Source organism: Alkalicella caledoniensis (assembly GCF_014467015.1).
GTDB classification, from domain to species: Bacteria; Bacillota; Proteinivoracia; order Proteinivoracales; family Proteinivoracaceae; genus Alkalicella; species Alkalicella caledoniensis.
In genome coordinates this window covers 3,259,582-3,280,875 of sequence record NZ_CP058559.1, presented here as the reverse complement: position 1 = coordinate 3,280,875, position 21,294 = coordinate 3,259,582, and the positions used below count along the sequence as shown (strand labels likewise).

The 21,294-nt window shown below is 36.1% G+C and carries 23 protein-coding genes; all 23 read right to left on the bottom strand.

The features are described from left to right. Positions 1–9: 9 nt before the first annotated feature. Complete coding sequence (locus HYG86_RS16010) at positions 10–801, bottom strand: copper transporter (protein WP_213166566.1); 792 nt, start codon at positions 799–801, stop codon at positions 10–12. 11 nt (positions 802–812) lie between these two features. After that, positions 813–1,922, bottom strand: coding sequence for a putative cytokinetic ring protein SteA (gene steA / locus HYG86_RS16005; protein ID WP_213166565.1), 1,110 nt, complete (start codon positions 1,920–1,922; stop codon positions 813–815). A gap of 229 nt (positions 1,923–2,151) precedes the next feature. After that, a complete protein-coding gene (gene spo0A, locus HYG86_RS16000) occupies positions 2,152–2,934 on the bottom strand; it encodes a sporulation transcription factor Spo0A (protein ID WP_213166564.1) in 783 nt (260 codons plus the stop codon). Between the two features lie 208 nt (positions 2,935–3,142). Continuing rightward, positions 3,143–4,450: a SpoIVB peptidase gene (gene spoIVB / locus HYG86_RS15995; RefSeq protein ID WP_213166563.1), complete on the bottom strand. Its 1,308-nt coding sequence runs from the start codon at positions 4,448–4,450 to the stop codon at positions 3,143–3,145. 302 nt (positions 4,451–4,752) lie between these two features. After that, entirely contained in the window at positions 4,753–6,438 is a 1,686-nt protein-coding gene (recN, locus tag HYG86_RS15990) for a DNA repair protein RecN (RefSeq protein ID WP_213166562.1), read from the bottom strand. A 12-nt stretch (positions 6,439–6,450) separates the two neighbouring features. Beyond that, a complete protein-coding gene (locus HYG86_RS15985; RefSeq protein WP_213166561.1) occupies positions 6,451–7,314 on the bottom strand; it encodes an NAD(+)/NADH kinase in 864 nt (287 codons plus the stop codon). 14 nt (positions 7,315–7,328) lie between these two features. Beyond that, positions 7,329–7,847: a hypothetical protein gene (locus HYG86_RS15980; protein WP_213166560.1), complete on the bottom strand. Its 519-nt coding sequence runs from the start codon at positions 7,845–7,847 to the stop codon at positions 7,329–7,331. Between the two features lie 167 nt (positions 7,848–8,014). After that, entirely contained in the window at positions 8,015–8,818 is an 804-nt protein-coding gene (locus HYG86_RS15975; RefSeq protein WP_213166559.1) for a TlyA family RNA methyltransferase, read from the bottom strand. Beyond that, the gene (gene dxs / locus HYG86_RS15970) at positions 8,781–10,712 is read right to left on the bottom strand and encodes a 1-deoxy-D-xylulose-5-phosphate synthase (protein ID WP_213166558.1); all 1,932 of its coding nucleotides are present in this window, start codon (positions 10,710–10,712) and stop codon (positions 8,781–8,783) included. The genes HYG86_RS15975 and dxs overlap by 38 nt, the downstream gene beginning before the upstream one ends. Positions 10,713–10,716: 4 nt before the next feature. After that, positions 10,717–11,154 (bottom strand): CNNM domain-containing protein, encoded by a 438-nt coding sequence (locus HYG86_RS15965; protein WP_213166557.1) that lies wholly within the window; start codon positions 11,152–11,154, stop codon positions 10,717–10,719. Positions 11,155–11,974: 820 nt separating this feature from the next. Then, positions 11,975–12,409, bottom strand: a complete 435-nt coding sequence (locus tag HYG86_RS15960) for a divergent PAP2 family protein (RefSeq protein ID WP_213166556.1) — start codon at positions 12,407–12,409, stop codon at positions 11,975–11,977. A gap of 17 nt (positions 12,410–12,426) precedes the next feature. Then, complete coding sequence (locus tag HYG86_RS15955) at positions 12,427–13,317, bottom strand: polyprenyl synthetase family protein (protein ID WP_213166555.1); 891 nt, start codon at positions 13,315–13,317, stop codon at positions 12,427–12,429. Positions 13,318–13,329: 12 nt separating this feature from the next. Then, positions 13,330–13,518, bottom strand: coding sequence for an exodeoxyribonuclease VII small subunit (gene xseB, locus HYG86_RS15950; protein ID WP_246451832.1), 189 nt, complete (start codon positions 13,516–13,518; stop codon positions 13,330–13,332). After that, positions 13,518–14,723 carry an exodeoxyribonuclease VII large subunit gene (gene xseA, locus HYG86_RS15945; RefSeq protein ID WP_213166554.1) on the bottom strand — a complete coding sequence of 402 codons (1,206 nt, stop codon included), beginning with the start codon at positions 14,721–14,723 and terminating at the stop codon, positions 13,518–13,520. Before xseA ends, xseB begins: the two co-directional genes overlap by 1 nt. Positions 14,724–14,727: 4 nt before the next feature. Beyond that, complete coding sequence (folD, locus tag HYG86_RS15940) at positions 14,728–15,570, bottom strand: bifunctional methylenetetrahydrofolate dehydrogenase/methenyltetrahydrofolate cyclohydrolase FolD (protein ID WP_213166553.1); 843 nt, start codon at positions 15,568–15,570, stop codon at positions 14,728–14,730. Between the two features lie 16 nt (positions 15,571–15,586). Next, positions 15,587–16,975, bottom strand: a complete 1,389-nt coding sequence (gltA, locus tag HYG86_RS15935; protein ID WP_213166552.1) for an NADPH-dependent glutamate synthase — start codon at positions 16,973–16,975, stop codon at positions 15,587–15,589. Next, positions 16,975–17,808, bottom strand: a complete 834-nt coding sequence (locus tag HYG86_RS15930) for a sulfide/dihydroorotate dehydrogenase-like FAD/NAD-binding protein (protein ID WP_213166551.1) — start codon at positions 17,806–17,808, stop codon at positions 16,975–16,977. Before HYG86_RS15930 ends, gltA begins: the two co-directional genes overlap by 1 nt. Before the next feature lie 118 nt (positions 17,809–17,926). Further along, positions 17,927–18,859, bottom strand: coding sequence for a tRNA (adenosine(37)-N6)-threonylcarbamoyltransferase complex transferase subunit TsaD (locus tag HYG86_RS15925; RefSeq protein WP_213166550.1), 933 nt, complete (start codon positions 18,857–18,859; stop codon positions 17,927–17,929). Between the two features lie 3 nt (positions 18,860–18,862). After that, complete coding sequence (gene nusB, locus HYG86_RS15920; protein ID WP_213166549.1) at positions 18,863–19,267, bottom strand: transcription antitermination factor NusB; 405 nt, start codon at positions 19,265–19,267, stop codon at positions 18,863–18,865. 136 nt (positions 19,268–19,403) lie between these two features. After that, complete coding sequence (locus HYG86_RS15915; protein WP_213166548.1) at positions 19,404–19,625, bottom strand: DUF2273 domain-containing protein; 222 nt, start codon at positions 19,623–19,625, stop codon at positions 19,404–19,406. A gap of 13 nt (positions 19,626–19,638) precedes the next feature. Beyond that, complete coding sequence (gene amaP / locus HYG86_RS15910) at positions 19,639–20,172, bottom strand: alkaline shock response membrane anchor protein AmaP (RefSeq protein ID WP_246451977.1); 534 nt, start codon at positions 20,170–20,172, stop codon at positions 19,639–19,641. A gap of 56 nt (positions 20,173–20,228) precedes the next feature. Further along, the gene (locus tag HYG86_RS15905) at positions 20,229–20,627 is read right to left on the bottom strand and encodes an Asp23/Gls24 family envelope stress response protein (RefSeq protein ID WP_213166546.1); all 399 of its coding nucleotides are present in this window, start codon (positions 20,625–20,627) and stop codon (positions 20,229–20,231) included. Between the two features lie 91 nt (positions 20,628–20,718). Next, positions 20,719–21,288: a SpoIIIAH-like family protein gene (locus HYG86_RS15900; protein ID WP_213166545.1), complete on the bottom strand. Its 570-nt coding sequence runs from the start codon at positions 21,286–21,288 to the stop codon at positions 20,719–20,721. Positions 21,289–21,294 lie beyond the last annotated feature (6 nt).

Below are 21,294 nucleotides of genomic sequence, written 5' to 3'. Positions count from 1 at the left end.
CCCCCTTACTTAGTCTGCGTTAACAGGTCTATAATTATCTTCTAGGGATTGTAAAAACTCAATTTGACCTGTAGTTGTATCTATGTTTTGAAAACGTTCTATGTTCTTGTTTAATTTTCCTAACTCATCAGAGTCCACATTTGATCTTGCTACGGCGATGGAAGAATAGTTTAGTTCATTCAATTTTTCGTTAGCTAATCTAAGGGATGGATCACCTTCTGTATCTTGGTAATAAAATACAAATTCCTGATTTGAAAAAATATAGTCTCCAACGAAAGTAAGGATTTGTATTTCTTCCAAGTATTTCAAAGAAGTATTATCCTCTGATACAATTATATCAACCAGCTTATCAGTAAATACCTCTAATGTGTTTTCTTCTTCAATACCTAAAAACTCCTTTAATTGTTCTGATTCATTTACTTCAGTATAGTTAATCAGTATGACGTTTTGAAAACGCACTTTGTTATTTGTAACCATTTGTAATTCTAATAAGTCCAAACTTTGACCATATGCTATTGCCGTAAGGTTACTTTTATCATCAAATTGCCCTAAGGCTGACTGAAAGAGTACTTCCTCGTTTCTTTTAAGGAGGTGGTTTTCGTCCGCCATATTTTGCAGTTGAGCAAGTATCTCGCTTTTGTCATCTTCCAAATTGTTTATTCTATTTTGCATTAACTCTATAGTAGACATTTGGCTTTCTATAATTATGTTATCACTAAGGGATGTACCTATTACAATACCTAGGGCAAGGGCAACAAAAATCCCCACAACAGTTACTATATGAAATTTAAAACCTGGCATATTTTCTCCTCCTAAAAACTATATCTTAGCCTCATTAAAAATAATTTAACTATTTGCTGAACCGTGGGTGAGTAAAAGGTTATGACTAAAAATGGAAGTAGCATACCTACAACCAGCCATACTAAGCTCCTTGCTTTAAGAGGACTATTATAAAGTATACTTACCCCTTTGCCATCTACTAACTTTTGTCCTATCTTCAAACGCACTAGAAATGTACTGGCCATGCCTTTTCTACCCTTCTCTAAAAAGTCTATCATGTTTGAATGTGTTCCTAATGCAACTATAATTTCAGCTTGATAATGATAAGCTAAAAGCATAGCAATATCTTCGCTGGTTCCAGGAGCTTTAAAGACTTTCCCATTTAGCCCTAAATCATTAAGCCTCTCTAGTCCTGGGGCCCTTCCGTCAACGTAGCCGTGCACTATTAATTCTTTTGCACTATGGAGCCCTGCATCTGAGACACTATCCATATCTCCTATTATAATATCAGGCTTAAAGCGATGCTCTAAAAAAGCATCTGCCCCACCATCTACAGCAATTAAAACAGGCTTCATTTCCTTTATAAAAGAACGTATAGCCAACAGATCTTCCTTGTAGTTCTTTCCTCTGACTAATACCACAACAGGTCTATTTTTTATTTTTACATCCACTTGGGGTATCTCTACATTTCCTGTCACAAGGCTTTTTTCTTTTTTAGCATAACTTAAAGTATTTTCTATGAAGCCGTCAAGGACATTGTTAAAGTTGGCCTCCGCTTTTTGGAGCATTGCACCTATATCATCCATTGTCAAAGGATCTCCTAAAAAAAACTCTATATTCTTTATATGATCCTTAGTTAAAGTCATGATATCTTCATTATTTATCTTCTCCCATATTTCAGCTGAAACATTGTCCCATAATAATATCCCCTTTTCCACAAGCATCCTCGGACCTTGATTGGGGTATGAGCCAGATATGGATTGGTGTATATTTATAACTCCTTTGATTTTTTTTTCAATAAGACCTAAAGCTGCAATCTCGTCAATATCTTTATGTGCAATCAAAGCTATATCACCAGGGTTTAACTCAGTGATTAAGTCTTTAGTTTTTTTACTTTTTTTTATTATTGCTTGTATTTCCATTAATTTCACCCCAAAACCAGTCATTAAATGTATTATAGTTTGAAAATTTTAAAATATACCAAAACAGTGGGTCATATCCACAATAGTTTACTATAACATATTATTGTAAAGGGAGGAAGACCTAAATTCATTGCAACAATCAAGTGATATAGTATGCTTATTGTCCTTAATATGCTTCAAAATAAAAAACGCTTCTTATAGTGAGTCAAAATAAGAAGCGTAAATGATATTAGTTAGCTATTTTCTCTTTTTGCGATATACGAATATTGTCTGCTAAAAGTGCTATAAATTCAGAGTTTGTTGGTTTGCCTTTGTCATTTCTTATTGAGTAGCGGAAAAACTTACTAACAGCTTGCATGTTATTTCTTCCGTTCCAAGCAGACTCTATTGCGTGTCTTATTGCTCTTTCTACCCTTGAAGGTGTTGTATCAAATTTTTCTGCTATGGATGGATACAAGTGCTTTGTAACACTATTGATAATATCCATGTCATTGATGACTAAGGAAATGGCTTCTTTTAAAAACATATATCCTTTTATGTGTGCTGGTATTCCTACCTCTAGTAGAACACCAGTGATTACATCTTCTAAGTCTCTTTTAACAGGAATTTGAGAGCTCTTTAGAACTCTGTTTAGACTAACTCTACTGGAGTTCAGTTGTCTAATTCTTTCAACTAATACATCCATATTAAAAGGCTTTAGTACATAATAGTCTGCTCCTAGTTCTAGTGCCTCTTTAGTTATTCTTTCTTGTCCGAAAGCAGTAAGTATGATGACCTTAGGATCTGGGTTAAGTTGCATGGATTTGACCTTTTCTAATACTCCTAAGCCATCTAGATGTGGCATAATGATATCTAAAACAATTACATCTGGCTGACACTGCCCGATAGCATCTAGTGCTTCTATTCCGTTATTTGCTATACCAACCACCTCTAAATCATGTTGCTCAGAAAAAAACTGATTCAACATATCACAAAAATCCACATTATCGTCAGCAATGAAAACTCTAACCAATTAAATCATCCCCCTCTTATTATCTCATACAACATATTCGACAAGCTGTAAAGATTCCCTTCTTTTTTTTATAATTTTTTTCAAAATTCTTTTTAATCAACATAATACGACTTTAGGTCTTTTTTTTCGACATAAATTGTATTTTTTTATTACATATATTGTATACTAAAAATAAAACTAAGGGATAACATTCTTTCCCTTAGTTACATTAATCTAGCATATTTGATTCTAATATCATCCATTCTATAAAACAAGCATATCCCTTAGTTGGGTCGTTAACAAAAACGTGAGTGACTGCTCCAACAATTTTGCCATCTTGTATGATTGGACTTCCACTCATTCCTTGTACAATCCCGCCACTCTTTTCAATTAGCCTTTCGTCAGTCACTTTTATTACCATACCTTTTGGTGCTGGATTGTTTTGTATGAGAATTTTTTGTATTTCGATGTCAAATTTCTCTACTTTATCTCCGTCAACTACAGTCATTATATGTGCAGGCCCTGTTTTTATTTGATGTTTTAGGGCTATGGGCATTAGTTCTTTTTCAGTTAACTTATTAGTATCCTTCAACTTCCCGAATATGCCAAATTGGGAGTTTATTTTTATATCTCCTTCAAACCTACTATTATATTTCAAAGTTCCCCTTTTTTCACCAGGGTTTCCTCTCTGCCCAGGTACTATCCCTGTAATAGTTGATTCCATGATTCTTCCGTGATCTAAATCAATGGCCTCTTGGGTAGTAGAATCAGCTATGATATGACCTAGTGCTCCATAAGTTCTACTCTTAGGATCAATAAAGGTCATTGTACCCACTCCCGCAGTTGAGTCCTTAATAAATAATCCGATTCTATATGTGTTTGTTTTGGTACATTTTTGTGGTGCAACCTTTATATCAAATATTTTATCTTTTCTTCTAATGGTGAATTGCAACTCTTCTCCCTTTGCCCCAAAGTCTTCAATATAAACAGCAGCGCTATCAACATCGGAGACTTCCTCGCCGTTTATTTTTAAAATTGTATCCCCTACCTCTATCCCAGCTTTTTTAGCTGGTTCAGTTTCACCATTTGTAGTGGTTATTTTATCCAATCCTACAACTAAAACTCCCTGCTGACTTATTTTAACTCCTATGGAGTCTCCACCGGGGTACACTTTTACAGGAGGTACAACTTCAACACTCATTCTTTTAATTGGAATTACACCAAAAAGGTTAAACTGAATTTCATGCTTACCTAAGTTTTCAGGCTTCAAATTAATTCCTTGGGAAGTATCTATTGTGACACTTTCTTCTTTTACAGAAATTCCATTTATAAATATGTTCTCACCTTTATTTGAAGCAGTAACACCTAAGGGAAGCCCCAGTTCAAAAAAGTGTTCTTCACCTGAAAACATTTGTACGTTGTCAGGGAATCTATAAAAGGTCCTCATAGGTGCACTAAGAGCAATTGCAGCTATGACACAGGCAAGTATAATGCCTAAAAGCTTCTTCATGTTCATATTTTCGCCTTCTTTTTGCAAAATCCCTCACCTCCTAGATTAGTTTTATATATGATTTTTTTGTCAATCTGTCTTATTTTTAATGTGTACTTTGGAGGTTCTTTTTATGCTGGTAACTTTCCATAACATAGTTTAATATTTGGCATTAAAGACAATATTTAATTGGAAGCTTTTCAAGTGATTTTAAGTAAATTCAAAAAATAAATAAAAATAGCCTTGATTTTAATACAAAATCAAGGCTATTTTAGTATCTTAAAACTTATATTCACTTATACGTTTAAAATGTTTCTTCCTCTATTATTTACACTAAAACCAAGTTATCTTTAACTCTTAAAATTTTGGGCTAATGAGAGCATTTCCCTTGCATGATTTATTGTTGCTTGAGTAACTTCAGCACCTGAAATCATTCTAGCTATTTCTATTATTTTCTCTTTTTCATCAAGGGCTTCGATAAAGGAAACAGTTCTTCCTTGTGTCTCTTTTTTCATTATTTTAAAATGAGTATTTGCCATAACACAGATCTGAGGCAAATGGCTAACACAAAGCACCTGTCTACCTTTGCTTACGTTTGCCAGTTTTTCTGCAACCTTCTGAGCGGTTCTTCCACCGATTCCAGTATCTACCTCATCAAATACTAAGGTTTTTATATTATCTATATCAGCCAATATATTTTTCATGGCTAGCATAATTCTTGACATTTCACCACCACTTGCGATTTTTGCCAGTGGTTTAAGGGGTTCTCCAGGGTTGGGTGATATTAAAAACTCTACATCATCTAAGCCATGCTCAAAAAACTCCCATGTATTTTCTTTAAAAAATATTTGAAAGATAGTTTTTTCCATTGACAAATCCGCTAGTTGCTTAGTTATCTGGGTTGCCATTAGCTCCCCAGTACTTTTCCTTGTTGATGTGAGTTTTTGCCCAACTGCTTTCATTTTCTCTTCTGTTTTAGATAGTTTACCCTTTAGTTCAACAAAGAGTTGTTCACTATTAACCAGATCCTCCAATTCCCGCACTTTTATTTCATGATAATATAATATATCCTCTATGTCTGCTCCGTACTTTCTTTTTAGTCTATTTATTTCGTCTATTCTCATTTCAATGGAAGATAAAGCTTCTGGATCTAAATCTAGAGAATGGCTATAATTTAATAACTCCCTAGATACCTCCTCAACTTGATAAAGGGCAGATTCTAACAAACCCAGCATGGGAGTTATTTTATCGTCGAATTTACTTATTGCTTGTAAATCAGAGATTATTTCACCAATTTGTTCTATGACCGAGGGGTTTTCCTCCCCTTGATATAGCTTTTCATATCCTTTAGTACTGGCATTGTAAAGTTTTTCCGCACTCATCATCTTTTTTCTTTGGTTTAGTAATTCTTCATCTTCATCAATTTTTAGATTACCCTTTGATATCTCATCAATTTCGTATTTTAGTAAGTCCATTTTTCTTTCTCTGTTTTCAACACTACTGTAAAGCTTGTCCAAGTCATTTTTAATATTTTTACGTTCATTAAAAAGTTCAGAATACTCATCTAAAATTTTTCTAATTTCTAAACCTCCGAACATATCCAATATATCTAAATGTTTTTGTGGATCTAATAGGGAATGATGTTCATGTTGACCATGAATATCAACCATATCCTTGGTCAGTTCTTTTAACAAATTAACTGTAACTAGTTTGTTGTTTACTTTTGTAATACTCTTTCCATTTAGATATATTTCCTTTGTGACAATAAGTTGATCTTCCACTTCAATATCATATTGTTGTGTAATTTCCTTACCCTTTGCATTAGACACTGAGAATATCCCAGTAATTGTGCTTTTATCGAAACCTGATCTTATATACTCCGTGGAGGATCTTCCTCCAGTTAAAAGGGTTAGAGCATCAATAATTATGGACTTCCCTGCACCTGTTTCACCAGAGAGTATTGTTAATCCTTCTCTAAAGTCCAATTCTAGACTATCAATCAATGCAAAATTCTCAATACTAATTCTATCTAGCATTCAATAGCCCTCCTAAAAATTTGATCTACGGGAATCATTATTCATTTTATACCTTAAAATATCAAAGAAGTTCTTTCCCTTTAATCTCACTACGGCTACATGATACTTGCTGCCTTTAATAGATACAACATCTCCTGATAATAGGTTTATCCCGTGTTGGCCATCTACAGTTAGTATTACATCCTGGTTTGTAGAACATAAAGTTACATCAATAGTGGAGCGGTTACTTACCACAACACTTCTTGAATGTAATGTATGAGGACAAATTGGGGTAATTACAGACACAGGCAAGGCTGGGGTCACTATTGGTCCACCAGCGGATAATGAGTAGCCAGTTGAGCCTGTGGGCGTACTAACTAATATACCATCCCCTGGGTAAGTCTCAAGATAGACACCATCAACGTATGCAGTTAAATTAATTATACGTGCTAATGGTCCTTTAGAAATTGTAATTTCGTTTAATGCTACAACTTTTTCAATCACTTTTCCTTCCCTTAACAATTCCCCTGAAATGAGCTGTCTCTCTTCTATTGTATACAAGCCTTTATGTATTTTATCAATGGCATCTTCTATGTCTTTGATTTCTACTTCTGTCAAAAATCCCAAGGTCCCTAGATTCACACCTAAGATTGGAACTTGATTTATGGCGTGTTCTCTAGCAATTTTTAAAAAGGTTCCATCCCCACCTAGCACCAGTAACAGATCTATACCTGGGGGCAGCTCTTTGTGCTTAAAGGAAATTGTACCTTCTAAGTAACAGTCTGCAGAGCTATATAGGTTAAATCCTTTCCCTTCCAAAGTTTGAATAATTTTTGTAGCTATGTCTACACCCTGCTCCTTAGAAAAATTAAGAAATATGGCTATGTTTTTTATCATTTAAGCGCCTCCCTTTACATAAACCGACTCATATAAAAACCTATAAGGACAAAGACTGATAGAATTATGATTTTGTTTACCAGTTTTACAAATATGTATTCATGGGATATTTTAATTGAACATTCCCTTATATTATCGCCTTTATTATCAATAAAAAGTACTCCTTTAATATTATAACATACCATATTGGTAATTATTTTTAATTTGGTTTGATAATCTCGTAATGAAACTGTTTGTGACCCTGAATATCTTTCTACTACATATTTTTTTCCATTATGTTTAACAACTAACTTTGGTTCAGTGTACTCCTCTTGTGTCATCCCTTCTTTAAAGTACTGGATTCTTTTAGCAGGACTGATATTTACAATGGAATACCCCTGCTTCTCTAAACCACTTACTATCCTTTTGTCAGCAGTTTTGCCTGATTTTATAAACTTTTTAACCTTATATTGACTGATCTTTGTTGTTATATAATAGTATAATGTCCCCAAAGCTAGAATTAGCAACAAAACTTTATCAATTGTCCTTAACACTAGCACCACCCCCATTTTACAACCTTATTCGGCATATTGGAAGTATAATCCTTTTTTTTGGTAAAAACCTTTTTTAATTCCGAAATAAACCTGTATATTAGTTGCTGGTATGAGGCTCAGCTATCTTTTCACCACTGCTCCAAAAAAAGTAGTCCTTATGGACTACTTTAAAAGTTGTTTTTGGCTTGGTTTACCACTTCTGTGATTTTTGAATGGTCTACTTTGTTTTCATTTTGACACATCTGTGCAAGGAGTAAGTATTCAATGTTCCCTTCGGGCCCAGTTATGGGAGAGTAACTTAGATCCTGGGGCGTAATGTAGTTTTGGGTACAAAAGGATACTATGCTCTGTATCACCTCTTCATGAACCTTAAAGTCCCTTACCACACCTTTTTTTCCAACCTTCTCCCTTCCTGCTTCAAACTGAGGCTTTATTAGTGCCATAACAAATCCTTCAGGAACTAAAATTTCTTTCACCTTAGGTAAAAGGAGCTTTAGGGAAATAAAACTTGCGTCAATAACTGCTATTTGGGGCTTTGGATCGAAGTTATCTGGTTCAACATGCCTAAAATTAGTTCTTTCCATGTTGATAACTTTGGGGTTAGTCCTAAGGCTCCATGCTAACTGACCATAGCCTACATCCACAGAATAAACAAGTTTTGCGCCATGTTGTAAAGAACAATCGGTAAATCCCCCAGTGGACGCGCCCACATCTACAATAATTTTATCACTTAAATCTAATGTGAAACAATCTATGGCTTTTTGAAGTTTAAGTCCCCCCCTACTAACAAAAGGATTTTCCTTACCCCTTACCTCTAATTCTGAGCCCCGATCTACTAAAGTTCCTGGTTTATCAAGTTTTTGTTGTTTGCTATAAACAAGGCCTGCCATAACAGTCCTTTTGGCTTTTTCCCTAGACTCAATCAACCCTCGTTCAACCAACAACTGGTCTAATCTTATTTTCTTTTCCATATTTTTTATCTCCTGTCAATCCCAATATTTCAAGGACCTTGTCCGAAATACCTTGCTCTGACATTCCATATTTATGCAGTATTTCATTTCTTGAGCCATGTTCTATAAATTTATCAGGCAAACTTAAGGATGTAATTTTGCTGCCTATACCTGCTTCAGTATATATTCTTGAAACAATAGAGGTCAATCCTCCGATTTCTACATGATCTTCAATAATCAAAGTGTTTGTAAAGTCTTGTTTATTAGTGTTCTCTAATAGACCTTTTTTATCAAAGGGTTTTATGAAGGGGAAGTGTAGAACTGTGCCTCTAACTCCCCTTTGTTTCAAAGTTTCAGTGGCTTTTAACACAACATCTGTTATAGCGCCAGTAGTAACTATTAGAATGTCTTTACCATCTGTTAGCTTTTCTACTTTATTAGTAATTATTGTTTCCCTTGTATAATCAACTAGAGCTTCTGGTATTACATCCCTAGGATATCTAATTGCTACTGGAGAATTTAACTTAAATGCAGTGATGACAGCTTGATGGAGTTGTTGTCCATTTCTTGGTGAAATAATGGTCATGTTTGGAATATGGTTCAGAAAAGCAATGTCATAAATCCCTTGATGAGTTTCACCATCGGCACCTACTATGCCAGCCCTATCGATTGCTAAAATTACTGGTAGCTCTGGAAGGCAAACATCGTGCAGTACTTGGTCATATCCACGCTGTAAAAATGTAGAATATACTGCAAACACAGGTTTAAGCCCTGCTTTTGCTAAACCTGCTGCCATTGTAACAGCATTTTGTTCAGCTATTCCAACATCAAAGAAGCGATGAGGATATTTAGTTGCAAACTCCTTAAGACCTGTTCCATTTTTCATTGCAGCGGTAATAGTGATTATTCTTTCATCTTTTTCTGCTGCAACAAGGATGCTTTTAGTAAAGACACTCGTGTAGCTAGTCCCACTAGATTCTTTAACTTGTCCAGTGTCTTTGTCGAATACACCAACTCCATGAAATACATCAGGGTTTTCTTCTGCCGGCAAGTAACCCTTACCCTTTTTAGTAATTACGTGGACTAACACTGGTCCTTTTACTTTTTTTGCCTTTTGGAGTATTTCTTCGATATTATGTATATTATGCCCATCTATGGGACCTAAATATTTGAAACCAAGTTCTTCAAATAGAATTCCTGCCACAAGTAAGTATTTTAGGCTACCCTTTACCCTTTCAAGGGATTTATATAACTTACCTCCAATTGCAGGGACCTTTTTTAATAAATATTGAATATCCCCTTTTATTTTAGTGTATTTAGAGTCTGTCCTCAATCTGTTTAAATAGGAACTTAACCCCCCGACATTAGCGGAAATTGACATTTCGTTATCATTTAGAACAACAATTAGTTTACAGTCTTTGTTATGCCCAGCATAGTTTAAGGCCTCAAAGGACATACCACCAGTCAAGGCTCCATCCCCTATTACTGCCACAACCTCGCCTTCTTCTTTTTTTACATCCCTGGCCAAGGCCATACCTAGTGCTGCAGATATTGATGTGCTGCTATGTCCAGTTTCAAAATGGTCATGGTCGCTCTCAGAAAACTTTGGAAAACCACTAAGCCCTTCAAATTGCCTTAGGGTATGAAATCTATCCCATCTTCCTGTAAGTAGTTTATGTACATAACTTTGATGACCTACATCAAATATAATTTTATCCTTGGGACTTTGAAACACCCTATGTAAAGCAAGTGTTAACTCAACAACACCTAAATTTGGTGCAAGATGTCCCCCTGTTTTTGATATGTTTTCAACTAAGAAATCTCTAATCTCAAGGCTTAGCTTATGTATCTCTTCTTCATTTAAGATTTTAACATCGTCTGGGCTTTTTATATTCTTAAGGATTGAATCATCCATTTTTTCACATCCCTTTTTTCTTTTTCACCTTGTTATGTGTAAGATTTACTTTAAAGATTTTCTCAATATAGAAAAGGATTCTTCCTACAAAAACCATTATTTCAGTGGAATTGTTTATGGCCACTGTTTTGCCAATAGCCTTCCCCCCTACTGTAATAGCTGCAACGATTGATGTCAATATTATGGCAGCTATATATTGGCCTTGCTGAAAAATACCTATTATAATCACAGTTGCTGCACTACCGCTAACTATACCACTTATATCACCTATAACATCATTACAAAAGCTAGCAACCCTTTCAGAATTTCTAACAAAGAATAGTGCTTGTTTTGCTCCAGGGATTTTTTTTGCTGCCTTTGCATTTAAAGGTTGGATGGACGCTACAGTTGTAGCCACACCAATCATATCGGATATTATTCCCATTAGGACTATAAAAAACAAAATAAAAAAGGCAGTAAATAAACCCACTTTCCCCAATAGGTTTTGGGATAAGAGGGTAAATATAACTGCTAAAAAAAACGTCCATATGGTTATTTTAACGATCCACAAATTCTTACTTTTCACTTTTGCTACACCTCGAACTCATCATATGTAATAAAGCGGTGGTGGCACAAAAGGTAAATGTTGCGGCTTAAGGTCTAGCAGGTTTTCCCAGAGAATTACCCATTGTCGCCAATTGGGCGGTTTCCCTTTAAAATTCTCTCTGTAATGTTTCCATTATACAGGGCTAGATTGCCACTGAGTCCGCACTTTAATCCCCTTTGTACCTCACGAAGGAACAGTCTAGGAGCTTTCCTCAACAAAACTTACTAATATTCTAGCCTCTTTTGCAATAATGGTTTCAGCAAACCTTTTTTCAAATTAGGCCTATTCGAAAAAAAGTTCATTCATACACATCCACCATTACCACTCAAGGCAGGCTACACTGTACACAGCCCTTGATTTCGGGTAGAACCGCATACAGGTTTAATCCCAAGCCATAACTTAGCACCCCATCCATTGTGATAAGCTACACACTTAGGTCTCCACGGGGGTGGGGTCAACGCCTACATGCCATTGTAGATCGCCCCATCCCCCTTAACTCCCAGCACCAGCCCCCGACTGGGCGTCGTAAGCCAGCACCAGGAACTTCATCGATGTGCCCTTAACGGATTTTTAGGCCCGTCTTCGAATATAGTGTTTTGACTAGAATACTGCACCACCGTTTTTTGATGTAGTAATAATCATAATAACATTTTAATAATATATTTTCAATCCCAATTTAAAACAAATATGGTACCAAAAAACCCAATAAGGCACCGGCAATTACTTCTACAGGCGTATGTCCCAGTAATTCTTTCAATTTCTCTTTCTCATCTACTAACTTGTTGCCTTGTTGTAGTTCAGATATTATAAGATTTAAAATTTTTGCTTGTTTACCAGCAGCCCTTCTAACACCAGCTGCATCATACATGACCACCAGGGCAAAAATAAATGCCACAGCTGTAATAGGGTCATTCCAACCCAAATCTATTGCCAAGGTAGTAGTTAGCCCCATAACCAACGCCGAATGGGAACTTGGCATACCACCAGACCCAACGAAACGATGAGCATTAAATTCTCTATTTATAAGTAATTCTATGATAACTTTAAGTGTTTGAGCTATTGCCCAGGCAATTACAGGTATAACAAAATATCTATTATCAAATATATTCAATTAGAGCACCCCTAACTTTAGCCTTTTCTATCTACGAGGTAGTTAATAATCTTGTTCAAATAGGGTATGACAAGCTGACTTTCCTCTAAATATTTACTTCCTTGTGAAGCATATTTCAGTGCCAACTCTCTAGCTTTATTAAGACCGTATATGGTTACATAGGTAGCTTTATTGTTCTGTTCATCACTACCTATTGGTTTCCCAGTTTCTTCAAATTTACCACAAAAATCTAATATATCATCAGTTATTTGAAATGTCAAACCTAGGCATTTTCCATATCCTTTGATCCCATTTAATTGTTTTTGTGTAAAATCGCAAAGAACAGAGGCTATTAGAAGTGGTGCTAAGAGTAACTTTCCTGTTTTATTATTGTGAATCTCTATAAGCTTATCCTCGGTAACTATTTTACCCTCATTTTCCATATCTAAAACCTGTCCTTTAATCATTCCACTAGGTCCTGAAAAGTCAGACAACAACTTGATAATTTTATTCTTTTTATTAGGGTCTAGGCTGTCAATACTAGCAACTATGCTAAAAGCATGAGTTAGTAGTCCATCCCCTGCTAAAATAGCCATAGCCTCACCAAAAACCTTATGATTTGTTAGTTTTCCTCGTCTATAATCATCATCATCCATTGCTGGCAAGTCATCATGGATTAATGAGTATGTATGTATATATTCTATACTAACAGCTATAGGTAAACTTATATCCCTAGGAATACTATATTCATCACATACCATAAGTAGTAAAATGGGTCTTATTCTTTTTCCACCTGCAGATAAACTATATTCCATGGACTTGACTAATGTCTTTGGAGCTTCATCTGGAATAAATTTCAATAAATTCTCGTCTACTATATTTTTATACTCTTGTAGCTTATCTTTTAACACTAGTTCTTCTTTTAGCACGTTTTTTTCTCCTTAACAGTTTTTTTCAGTTAATTCCTCAATCTTTTGTTCTGCTGTCTTAATTTTTTCTTTACAAATACTCAACAGGCTCATACCTTCTTCAAATTGTGATAATGCGTCTTCTAGGTCTAAATTTCCTTCTTCTAATTTCCGAACAATATCTTGTAACTGGTTATAGGCTTCTTCAAATCTTTTTTCCACTATTTCACACCTACTTTTTCAGTAATTTCGCATATTAATTTGCCATCATATAGTATCAACTCTACAGAGTCACCCACATTTGCTTGTTTTGTTCTTTTTAGTATTTGGTTTTGAATCTTGGCTAAAGCATATCCCCTTTTTAACACTTCATTGGGTGAAAGGCCTAAAAGTTGGTTTTCAAGGGCAGTTATTTGCTCTTTATTATTAAATAAATGATTCCTATATTCTTTAACGAGCTCCCTGTAAATAATGTCTGTGTTTTGGTAGAACGTATTCAGCATTGAAAGTGGCCGTTTCAATATGGGCCGTGAGCTAAGGAGCTCTAGCCTTTCTTGTTTTTGTCTAAGATTATTTAACAGTGCATTTTTTAAGGTAACTCTGTAAATTTCAAGGTTATTTTCCAGCTCTTTTAAATCCTGTACCACTTCTTGTGCAGCTGCGGTAGGAGTTGCAGCCCTTGCATCTGCGACAAAGTCGGCAATAGTAAAATCAGTCTCATGTCCTATTCCCGTAATAATAGGTATGGGGCAATTAAATATTGCCCTAGCCACATCTTCTTCATTAAATGGCCAAAGATCTTCTAAAGAACCTCCACCCCTTGCAAGGATAATACTATCTATATCTTTTCTTTTTTGTAGAATCTGTATTTTCTCCACTATATCACGCTTTGCAAAAACCCCCTGTACCAAGGAACAACAAACTACCACTTCAACAGAAGGGTTTCTATTTTCTAATGTTATAAGAATATCCTTCAGTGCAGCAGATCTATCTCCAGTAATAACAGCTACTTTCCTAGGAAACTTAGGAATTTCTTTTTTATGTATTGGATCGAACAATCCTTCGTTGCTTAGTTTATCTTTTAGTTCATTAAAAGCTTGTGTTAAGTCGCCTTCACCCAAAGGGTGGAGGGAGGAGACGTAAAGCTGGTAGCTCCCCCCTTGAGGATATACACCCACATAACCAGTTATTATGACCTGCTGACCATCCCTTGGGGTAAAGTTCAGCTTCCTATTGGCATTTTTAAACATCACTGACTTAATAACACTATCTTTATCTTTAAGTGTAAAGTAAAAATGCCCAGACCCATGACTTTTAAAGTTGGAGATTTCTCCTTTTACAACCACATCTGTGAGTTCAGGATTATATTCTATGGTGTCTTTTATTGTGTTTGTAAGATCACTAACTGTTATGGGGCTTTTAAACATTTACTTACCTTCTTTCTGCTGATAGTACTGTATTGTGCATCAACATTGTAATTGTCATAGGACCTACACCGCCAGGAACTGGTGTTATTTGAGCAGCTACTTCTTTTACTCCTTCAAAATCCACATCTCCAACTAGTCCAGTTTCTACCCTGTTAATTCCCACATCAATAACAACTGTTCCTTCCCTTACCATTTCCTTTGTAATCATATTAGCTCTCCCCACAGCCACGATTAAAATATCTGCCTGCCTAGTTATTTCTGGGAGATTTTTAGTTCTTGAATGGGCTATTGTTACAGTTGCATGGCGTTGAAGAGCTAGTGTTGCAACAGGTTTACCTACTATGTTGCTTCTACCCACAACAACCACATGCTTGCCCGTTAGTTCAACTCCAGATTCTTCAAGCATAACTATAACTCCATAGGGTGTACAAGGCACAAATGCATCTTTCCCTATTACTAGATTCCCAACATTTATACTATGAAATCCATCAACATCTTTTTCGGGGTCTATAGTGTCTAAGACTTTACCTTCATCTATATGTTTAGGTAGTGGTAATTGAACAAGGATTCCGTTAATTTTAGGGTCGTTGTTAAGCTTAGTAATTAACCCCAGAAGTTCCTCTTGTGTGGTTTCCTCTGCTAACCTGTAAACTTCTGAGTGAATTCCTAATTTTATGCAGGTTTTTTCTTTCATACCCACATAAGCTTGAGAAGCAGGGTCATGTCCAACAAGTACAACTGCAAGACCTGGAGTAACCCCTTTTTCCTTTAGTTTATCTACTCTTTTTTGGATATCTCCCCTAACTTTCTTGGCTATCAGTTTACCATCAATTAAAGTACCAGCCATTTTTTCCCCTCCAAAATTATTTATTTTTAATATATTGATCCATGGCAACAGCTGCATTTTTCCCTGCACCCATGGCTTTGATAACGGTGGCTGCCCCAGTTACAACATCACCACCGGCGAATACACCTTCCATGGAAGTGTTTCCTGTTGACTCGTCTGCAGTAATATTACCCCATTTAGACGTTTGAAGCTCTGGGGTAGATCTTGGAATTAGTGGGTTAGGTCCCTGGCCTATGGCTATTATTACAACATCCACATCTAATTCAAACTCAGAATTTTCAATTGGCACTGGTCTTCTTCTACCAGAGGAATCAGGTTCTCCTAATTCCATTTTTAAACACTTCAACCCAGTTACCCAGCCTTCAGAGTTTCCTAAAACTTCCATAGGGTTTGTCAGTAGCCTGAAATCAATACCTTCTTCTTTAGCATGATGAATCTCCTCTATTCTTGCAGGCATTTCATCTTCTGATCTCCTATAAACTATATAAACATCCTCAGCTCCTAACCTCTTTGCTGTTCTAGCAGCATCCATGGCAACGTTACCTGCTCCTACTACAGCTACCTTTTTACCAACTTTAACAGGTGTATCCCACTGTGGGTGCAGGTATGCCCGCATTAGGTTAACCCTTGTTAAAAACTCATTTGCAGAATATACACCATTTAGGTTTTCACCAGGTATGTTTAAAAAATATGGTAAACCCGCTCCAGAACCAACAAAAACAGCTTCATAGCCTTCTTCTTCCATAAGCTCTTTTATTGTTATAGTTTGACCAATTACTACATTGGTTTTAAGCTCTACACCAAGATTCAAAAGAGCGTTAATCTCTTCTTGTACAATCTCTTTAGGCAACCTGAATTCTGGTATTCCATACATAAGTACGCCACCTGCCTGGTGGAACGCTTCAAATATAGTAACTTGATAGCCCATCTTAGCTAATTCTCCTGCACATGTTAATCCAGCAGGCCCGGATCCAACTATGGCAACTTTCTTACCTTCTGTGTTTGATATTTTGGATTGTTCTTTGCGATTTTTCCTCTCCCAGTCAGCAGCAAATCTTTCTAAGCGTCCAATACCCACTGGTTCATTTTTTATACCAACAATACAAACTTTTTCACACTGTTCTTCCTGAGGACAAACCCTACCACAAATTGCTGGCAGTGAATTTTTTTCTTTAAGTGTATCAATGGCTCCCTGGAAATCACCTTCAGCTATCTTTTCTATAAATTTTGGTATTTCAATTCCTACAGGGCATCCTGAAACACATTTAGGATTTTTACACTGGATACATCTTTTAGCTTCATTTATAGCAACATCTTCGTCGTATCCTAGGGCAACTTCTAAAAAGTTTTTTACCCTCTCTTCACCAGGTTGACAGGGCATGGGGTTCTTCTTAGTTCCAGCCATTATTCCATCCCCTCCCCACATCTGCAATCTTCTACCTTCTCCTCTATCTGGTACATTCTCAAACGTCTCATTTGTTCTATAAAGTCAACTTCGTGGGCATCGAAAGCAGGCCCATCAATACAAGCGAATTTAGTTTCGTTTCCAATGGTCACCCTGCAACCACCACACATTCCCGTTCCATCTACCATAAGTGAATTCAAACTAACTATAGTTTTAAGTCCATAATTCTTTGTCAAGTCACTAACTGCCTTCATCATAGGCATAGGGCCTATGGCAATAACAGCATCTATTCCCTTATCTGACTCAATCAATTCCTTTAAGACATCTGTAACAAAGCCTTTTCTACCCTTACTACCATCGTCAGTGGTCACGTGTAGTTCCTTACTTACTGCTTTCATGTTATCTAAATAAAATAATAATTCTTCGTTTCTAGCACCAACAATTGAAATAATTTCTACACCAGATTCATGTAACTCTTTCGCTTCTGGGTACACAGGAGCAACTCCTACACCTCCACCTACGCAAACAATACGTTTTGCACCGGCAGGATGTTCAGTCGGTTGACCCAAAGGTCCAACTAAGTCTAGGATCTCGTCACCAATTTCCAAAAGGCCCAACCTTTTAGTAGAAGATCCAACTTCCTGAAAAATCATAGTGATTGTTCCATTATCTCTGTCATAGTCTGCAATGGTCAGAGGAATTCTTTCTCCTTTTTCATGAATCCTCAAAATAACAAATTGTCCAGCCTTAGCCTTCTTAGCAATAAGTGGTGCTTCCACTATGATCTGCTTTAGAGTAGGTGCTAAAACCTGTTTTTGCAGAATCTTATTCATCCAAATACTCCCTCCCTAATCCTTATTATTTTACATTTTAACCAAAATTTAATCCTGAAGTATTTATTTCTATAAGACCGAACTAAATCCCTGCAATTTGTTGCTTTATTTTAACTATTTACACAAGTTCTTTTTTTCCCATACTAGCCACTCCGATGGCGTTATCAGGGGAAAGCGTCACATCGGCAAAGAAAACTTGCCCTCTAATTTTCCTATGAATATAACTTCGTATGTAGCTATTAGCTGCAACGCCTCCAACTATTAAAACTTTACTTTCACCTGTCTCATCCATGGCATATTTGAGCATTTTTTCCACAGTCTTACCTATACATTTAAATACCGCAAGGGCTACCTCTTTATCATGCTTTCCTTCTTTTAGAAAACCCAATGCTTTAGTGAGAGGACCTGAGAAACTAGCATTCCCATCTCTAACCGAGGATGGAATTACAAGACCAGTATCTTTAATTCCTTGAGAAAGTAAATCTAGGTTTTTACCTGCTGGAAAATCCATACCCATGGCTACACCCAATCTGTCCACAAATTGACCACAATGTAAATCAGTTGAAGTACCCAGCATCTCAATATCAAGGCGATAGTTACCAGATGGTTTAACATACATTAAATCAGTGGTACCTCCAGAGAGATGTAAAGCTAAAAAAGGAGGCTCTATATCTAAAGTAGCCATCCCTGCATATATATGTCCTTCTTGGTGTGAACATTCCACCAAAGGAATTCTCAATGTATCAGACACTACTTTGGCAAATTTCTCTCCAGCCTTAAATACCGGCATATAAGAGCCTTCCTTAAACCTAGGCTGTGTTGATACTGCCACTGCTGTAATCTTAGTCACATCTATGGATTTACATAGCCTAGAATACATTATGGGGAAGTTGTTACAATGCTGAAAAAAGGCTTCCGATTGACGTAAGCCCTTTTCCCCTTTTTTAACCTTAAGTATTTCCCTAAAGTCTATTATGATTTTATTTTTTTCATCCACCACACCCATTGATGTGGTGTAATTACTTGTATCTATCCCTAAAAAGTACTGCATTTTTTACTTACCTTCTTCCATTTCCTTACGAATTTCATCTAGTACACCATTTATAAACTTAGGTGATTCAGCATTGCTAAAGTTTTTTGCAAGCTCAACAGCTTCGTTTATTGCAACAATATTTGGCACATCTTCTTTATATTGCATTTCGTATGTGGCCAAACGTAGAATTGCTTTGTCAACCTTTGAAAGGCGTTCAACCTTCCATTTTTTCGTATATTTTTGTATGGCTTCGTCGATGCTACTTTTTTTATCCTCTACACCTGTAATAATTGTTGTAAAGTAATCAATATCCTTTAATTCGTTCTCTTCTAATATGTTTTTTATAACTTGTTTAGCTGGCTCCTTGGTTATATCTAATTGATATAATCCTTGAAAAGCCAACTCCCTAGCAAGTTTTCTAGACATGTATATTGCCTCCTTATATGTAAAGGTTTTTTGCAAAAAGTCGCTAACACTCCTATATATGGATCCGAAAATCCTTAAAAGGGGCAGTGGAATCCAAAGGCAGAGCCCGAAACAAAAAAAGCCAAAAAGGCTTGGCTTAAAAATCCCGAGGGCCTAATAATTTTTTAATGCTTTGGATGAAATCATTTCCATCATCTAGGCGTTTTCCCACGAAAAAGCCAATCGTGATACATAGAACTATGAAAGTAGCCTTAATGAAACCAAAGTAAATGTAAAATAGACTAAACAATAGCCCCACTAGTGATCCAGCTACTTTTCCTTTATTATGTAAAACCATTTTTTTAATATCTTGCCACATAGCTGCCACTCCTTTAGCTAACCCTAGCCTTGATATCAGTGGCTACATTTTCTATTAATACTTTTACTTCGGTGACGTTTACCCCAGAAATTTTAAAAACGTGGTCTCCAATAACCCCTTGCATTGTTTGACTGAGCTCAGGGATATTCCTGTCTCCGTACAATACAGCCTTTACATAGATAAATAATCCACCTTCTCTGACAACAATTCTAGTTTTTAAATCTTTGATACCTTTAACCCCTTTAGTTCCCTGGTGCACAAGGCTATCAATTGTCTCTAAGGATATCCTAACTTCTCCTAGCTCTGAGGGAATTAGTATGGATGTGGGTTGCCCCTTTCCTTTAAAATTTAGCACTAAATACATTATTGCCAGAACAATAATACCGAAGAAGATGAAAGCAAGCTCCCTCACCCCTTGTATATTAGTTAAAAAATCCAAGCCCCTTTGTGGTAAAACACCTACATCTAGTGAAATAACGAACATTAAGCCCGCAGCCAAAAGAACAAACAAAGAGAGTAAAATACCTAGTATCTGTTTAAATAGCATGTCCAAACTCACCCCTTTTTAAAATCCCCTGAATAAACAGGGGATAGTTTGATTTATTATTTAAGTTTCATTTCTTCTTTTTCTTTGTCGGTGTTTAGACCCTGAATTCTAACACCTTGTACATGAACATTGATTTCTAATACATTTAATCCAGTCATTGTTTCAACGTTTTGTTTAACAGCTATTTGAATTTGTTCACTAACCTCAGGTATTTTAAATCCATATTCTACAATAATATATAAGTCAATGGTAGCTTCAGTGTCACCAACATTAACTTTAACACCCTTAGAAAGGTTCTTTTTACCTAGCATCTCAGCAAAACCGCCTGCTATTCCACCACTCATTCCTGCTACTCCTTTGATGTCAGTAGCAGCTATACCTGCAATTATAGAAACAACTTCATCAGCGATCCTAACTGTTCCATTTCCCTGTTGTACAGTAAAATTGTGTTCCATTTCTACACCTCCATATTATGTATAAGGTAATCATAAGTTCATTTATAGTATATTATACCAAAAAAACATAGAATTACAAAACAAATTTATTTTAATTACCTTTTTCAGTTATTGTTACCTGATATCTCTCTACACCCGTTGCTTTACTAACAATCTCTGCTATATGAGCCTTTTCTTCCCTAGTTAATGCTTCGGCATTTACCACAACATTTGCATTTCCATTTTGAAAGAAAAGTATGGCGTGATTATAACCAAGGGCCACTAAAGAGCTTTCAACATTTAGTTCTAATTCCATAAGTTCTTTTAACTGCATTACCTTAAGTTCTGCTTCCCGCTTTGAATCACTACTGGTATTTGGGTTGTTTATCATTTGTTGCAGTAAATCAAGTTCCTTGCTTCTTACCCGTTCCCTTTCTAAACGGTACTCAACAAAGAATTCTTCTGATCTTTCAAGCTTCCAGTTGTCTTCGTCCTCTGGGTCTTGTAAAAAGACGTCTTGATCTTCTCCTTTGCTATCATTTTTTTCGCTACTAAAGAACGAGCCAAACCCTATAAAGCTGCCTATGCCAATTGCTAATATTAACACTATTGCCAATACTATACCCCAAGTTTTCAAGTCAGTTAATTTCATTGCCCGTATTGTAAACTTTTTATCTGTCACTTGTAA

Bases quoted from the DNA above. Each gene is read 5' to 3' on its own strand.
- recN (WP_213166562.1), bottom strand. From the start codon at position 6,438: ATGCTAGATAGAATTAGTATTGAGAATTTTGCATTGATTGATAGTCTA.
- HYG86_RS15905 (WP_213166546.1), bottom strand. From the start codon at position 20,627: ATGGAACACAATTTTACTGTACAACAGGGAAATGGAACAGTTAGGATC.
- gltA (WP_213166552.1), bottom strand. From the start codon at position 16,975: ATGGCTGGAACTAAGAAGAACCCCATGCCCTGTCAACCTGGTGAAGAG.
- amaP (WP_246451977.1), bottom strand. From the start codon at position 20,172: ATGCTATTTAAACAGATACTAGGTATTTTACTCTCTTTGTTTGTTCTT.
- HYG86_RS15985 (WP_213166561.1), bottom strand. From the start codon at position 7,314: ATGATAAAAAACATAGCCATATTTCTTAATTTTTCTAAGGAGCAGGGT.
- dxs (WP_213166558.1), bottom strand. From the start codon at position 10,712: ATGGATGATTCAATCCTTAAGAATATAAAAAGCCCAGACGATGTTAAA.
- xseA (WP_213166554.1), bottom strand. From the start codon at position 14,723: ATGTTTAAAAGCCCCATAACAGTTAGTGATCTTACAAACACAATAAAA.
- HYG86_RS15915 (WP_213166548.1), bottom strand. From the start codon at position 19,625: ATGTGGCAAGATATTAAAAAAATGGTTTTACATAATAAAGGAAAAGTA.
- HYG86_RS15925 (WP_213166550.1), bottom strand. From the start codon at position 18,859: ATGCAGTACTTTTTAGGGATAGATACAAGTAATTACACCACATCAATG.
- steA (WP_213166565.1), bottom strand. From the start codon at position 1,922: ATGGAAATACAAGCAATAATAAAAAAAAGTAAAAAAACTAAAGACTTA.
- HYG86_RS15930 (WP_213166551.1), bottom strand. From the start codon at position 17,808: ATGAATAAGATTCTGCAAAAACAGGTTTTAGCACCTACTCTAAAGCAG.
- nusB (WP_213166549.1), bottom strand. From the start codon at position 19,267: ATGTCTAGAAAACTTGCTAGGGAGTTGGCTTTTCAAGGATTATATCAA.
- HYG86_RS15975 (WP_213166559.1), bottom strand. From the start codon at position 8,818: ATGGAAAAGAAAATAAGATTAGACCAGTTGTTGGTTGAACGAGGGTTG.
- HYG86_RS16010 (WP_213166566.1), bottom strand. From the start codon at position 801: ATGCCAGGTTTTAAATTTCATATAGTAACTGTTGTGGGGATTTTTGTT.
- folD (WP_213166553.1), bottom strand. From the start codon at position 15,570: ATGGCTGGTACTTTAATTGATGGTAAACTGATAGCCAAGAAAGTTAGG.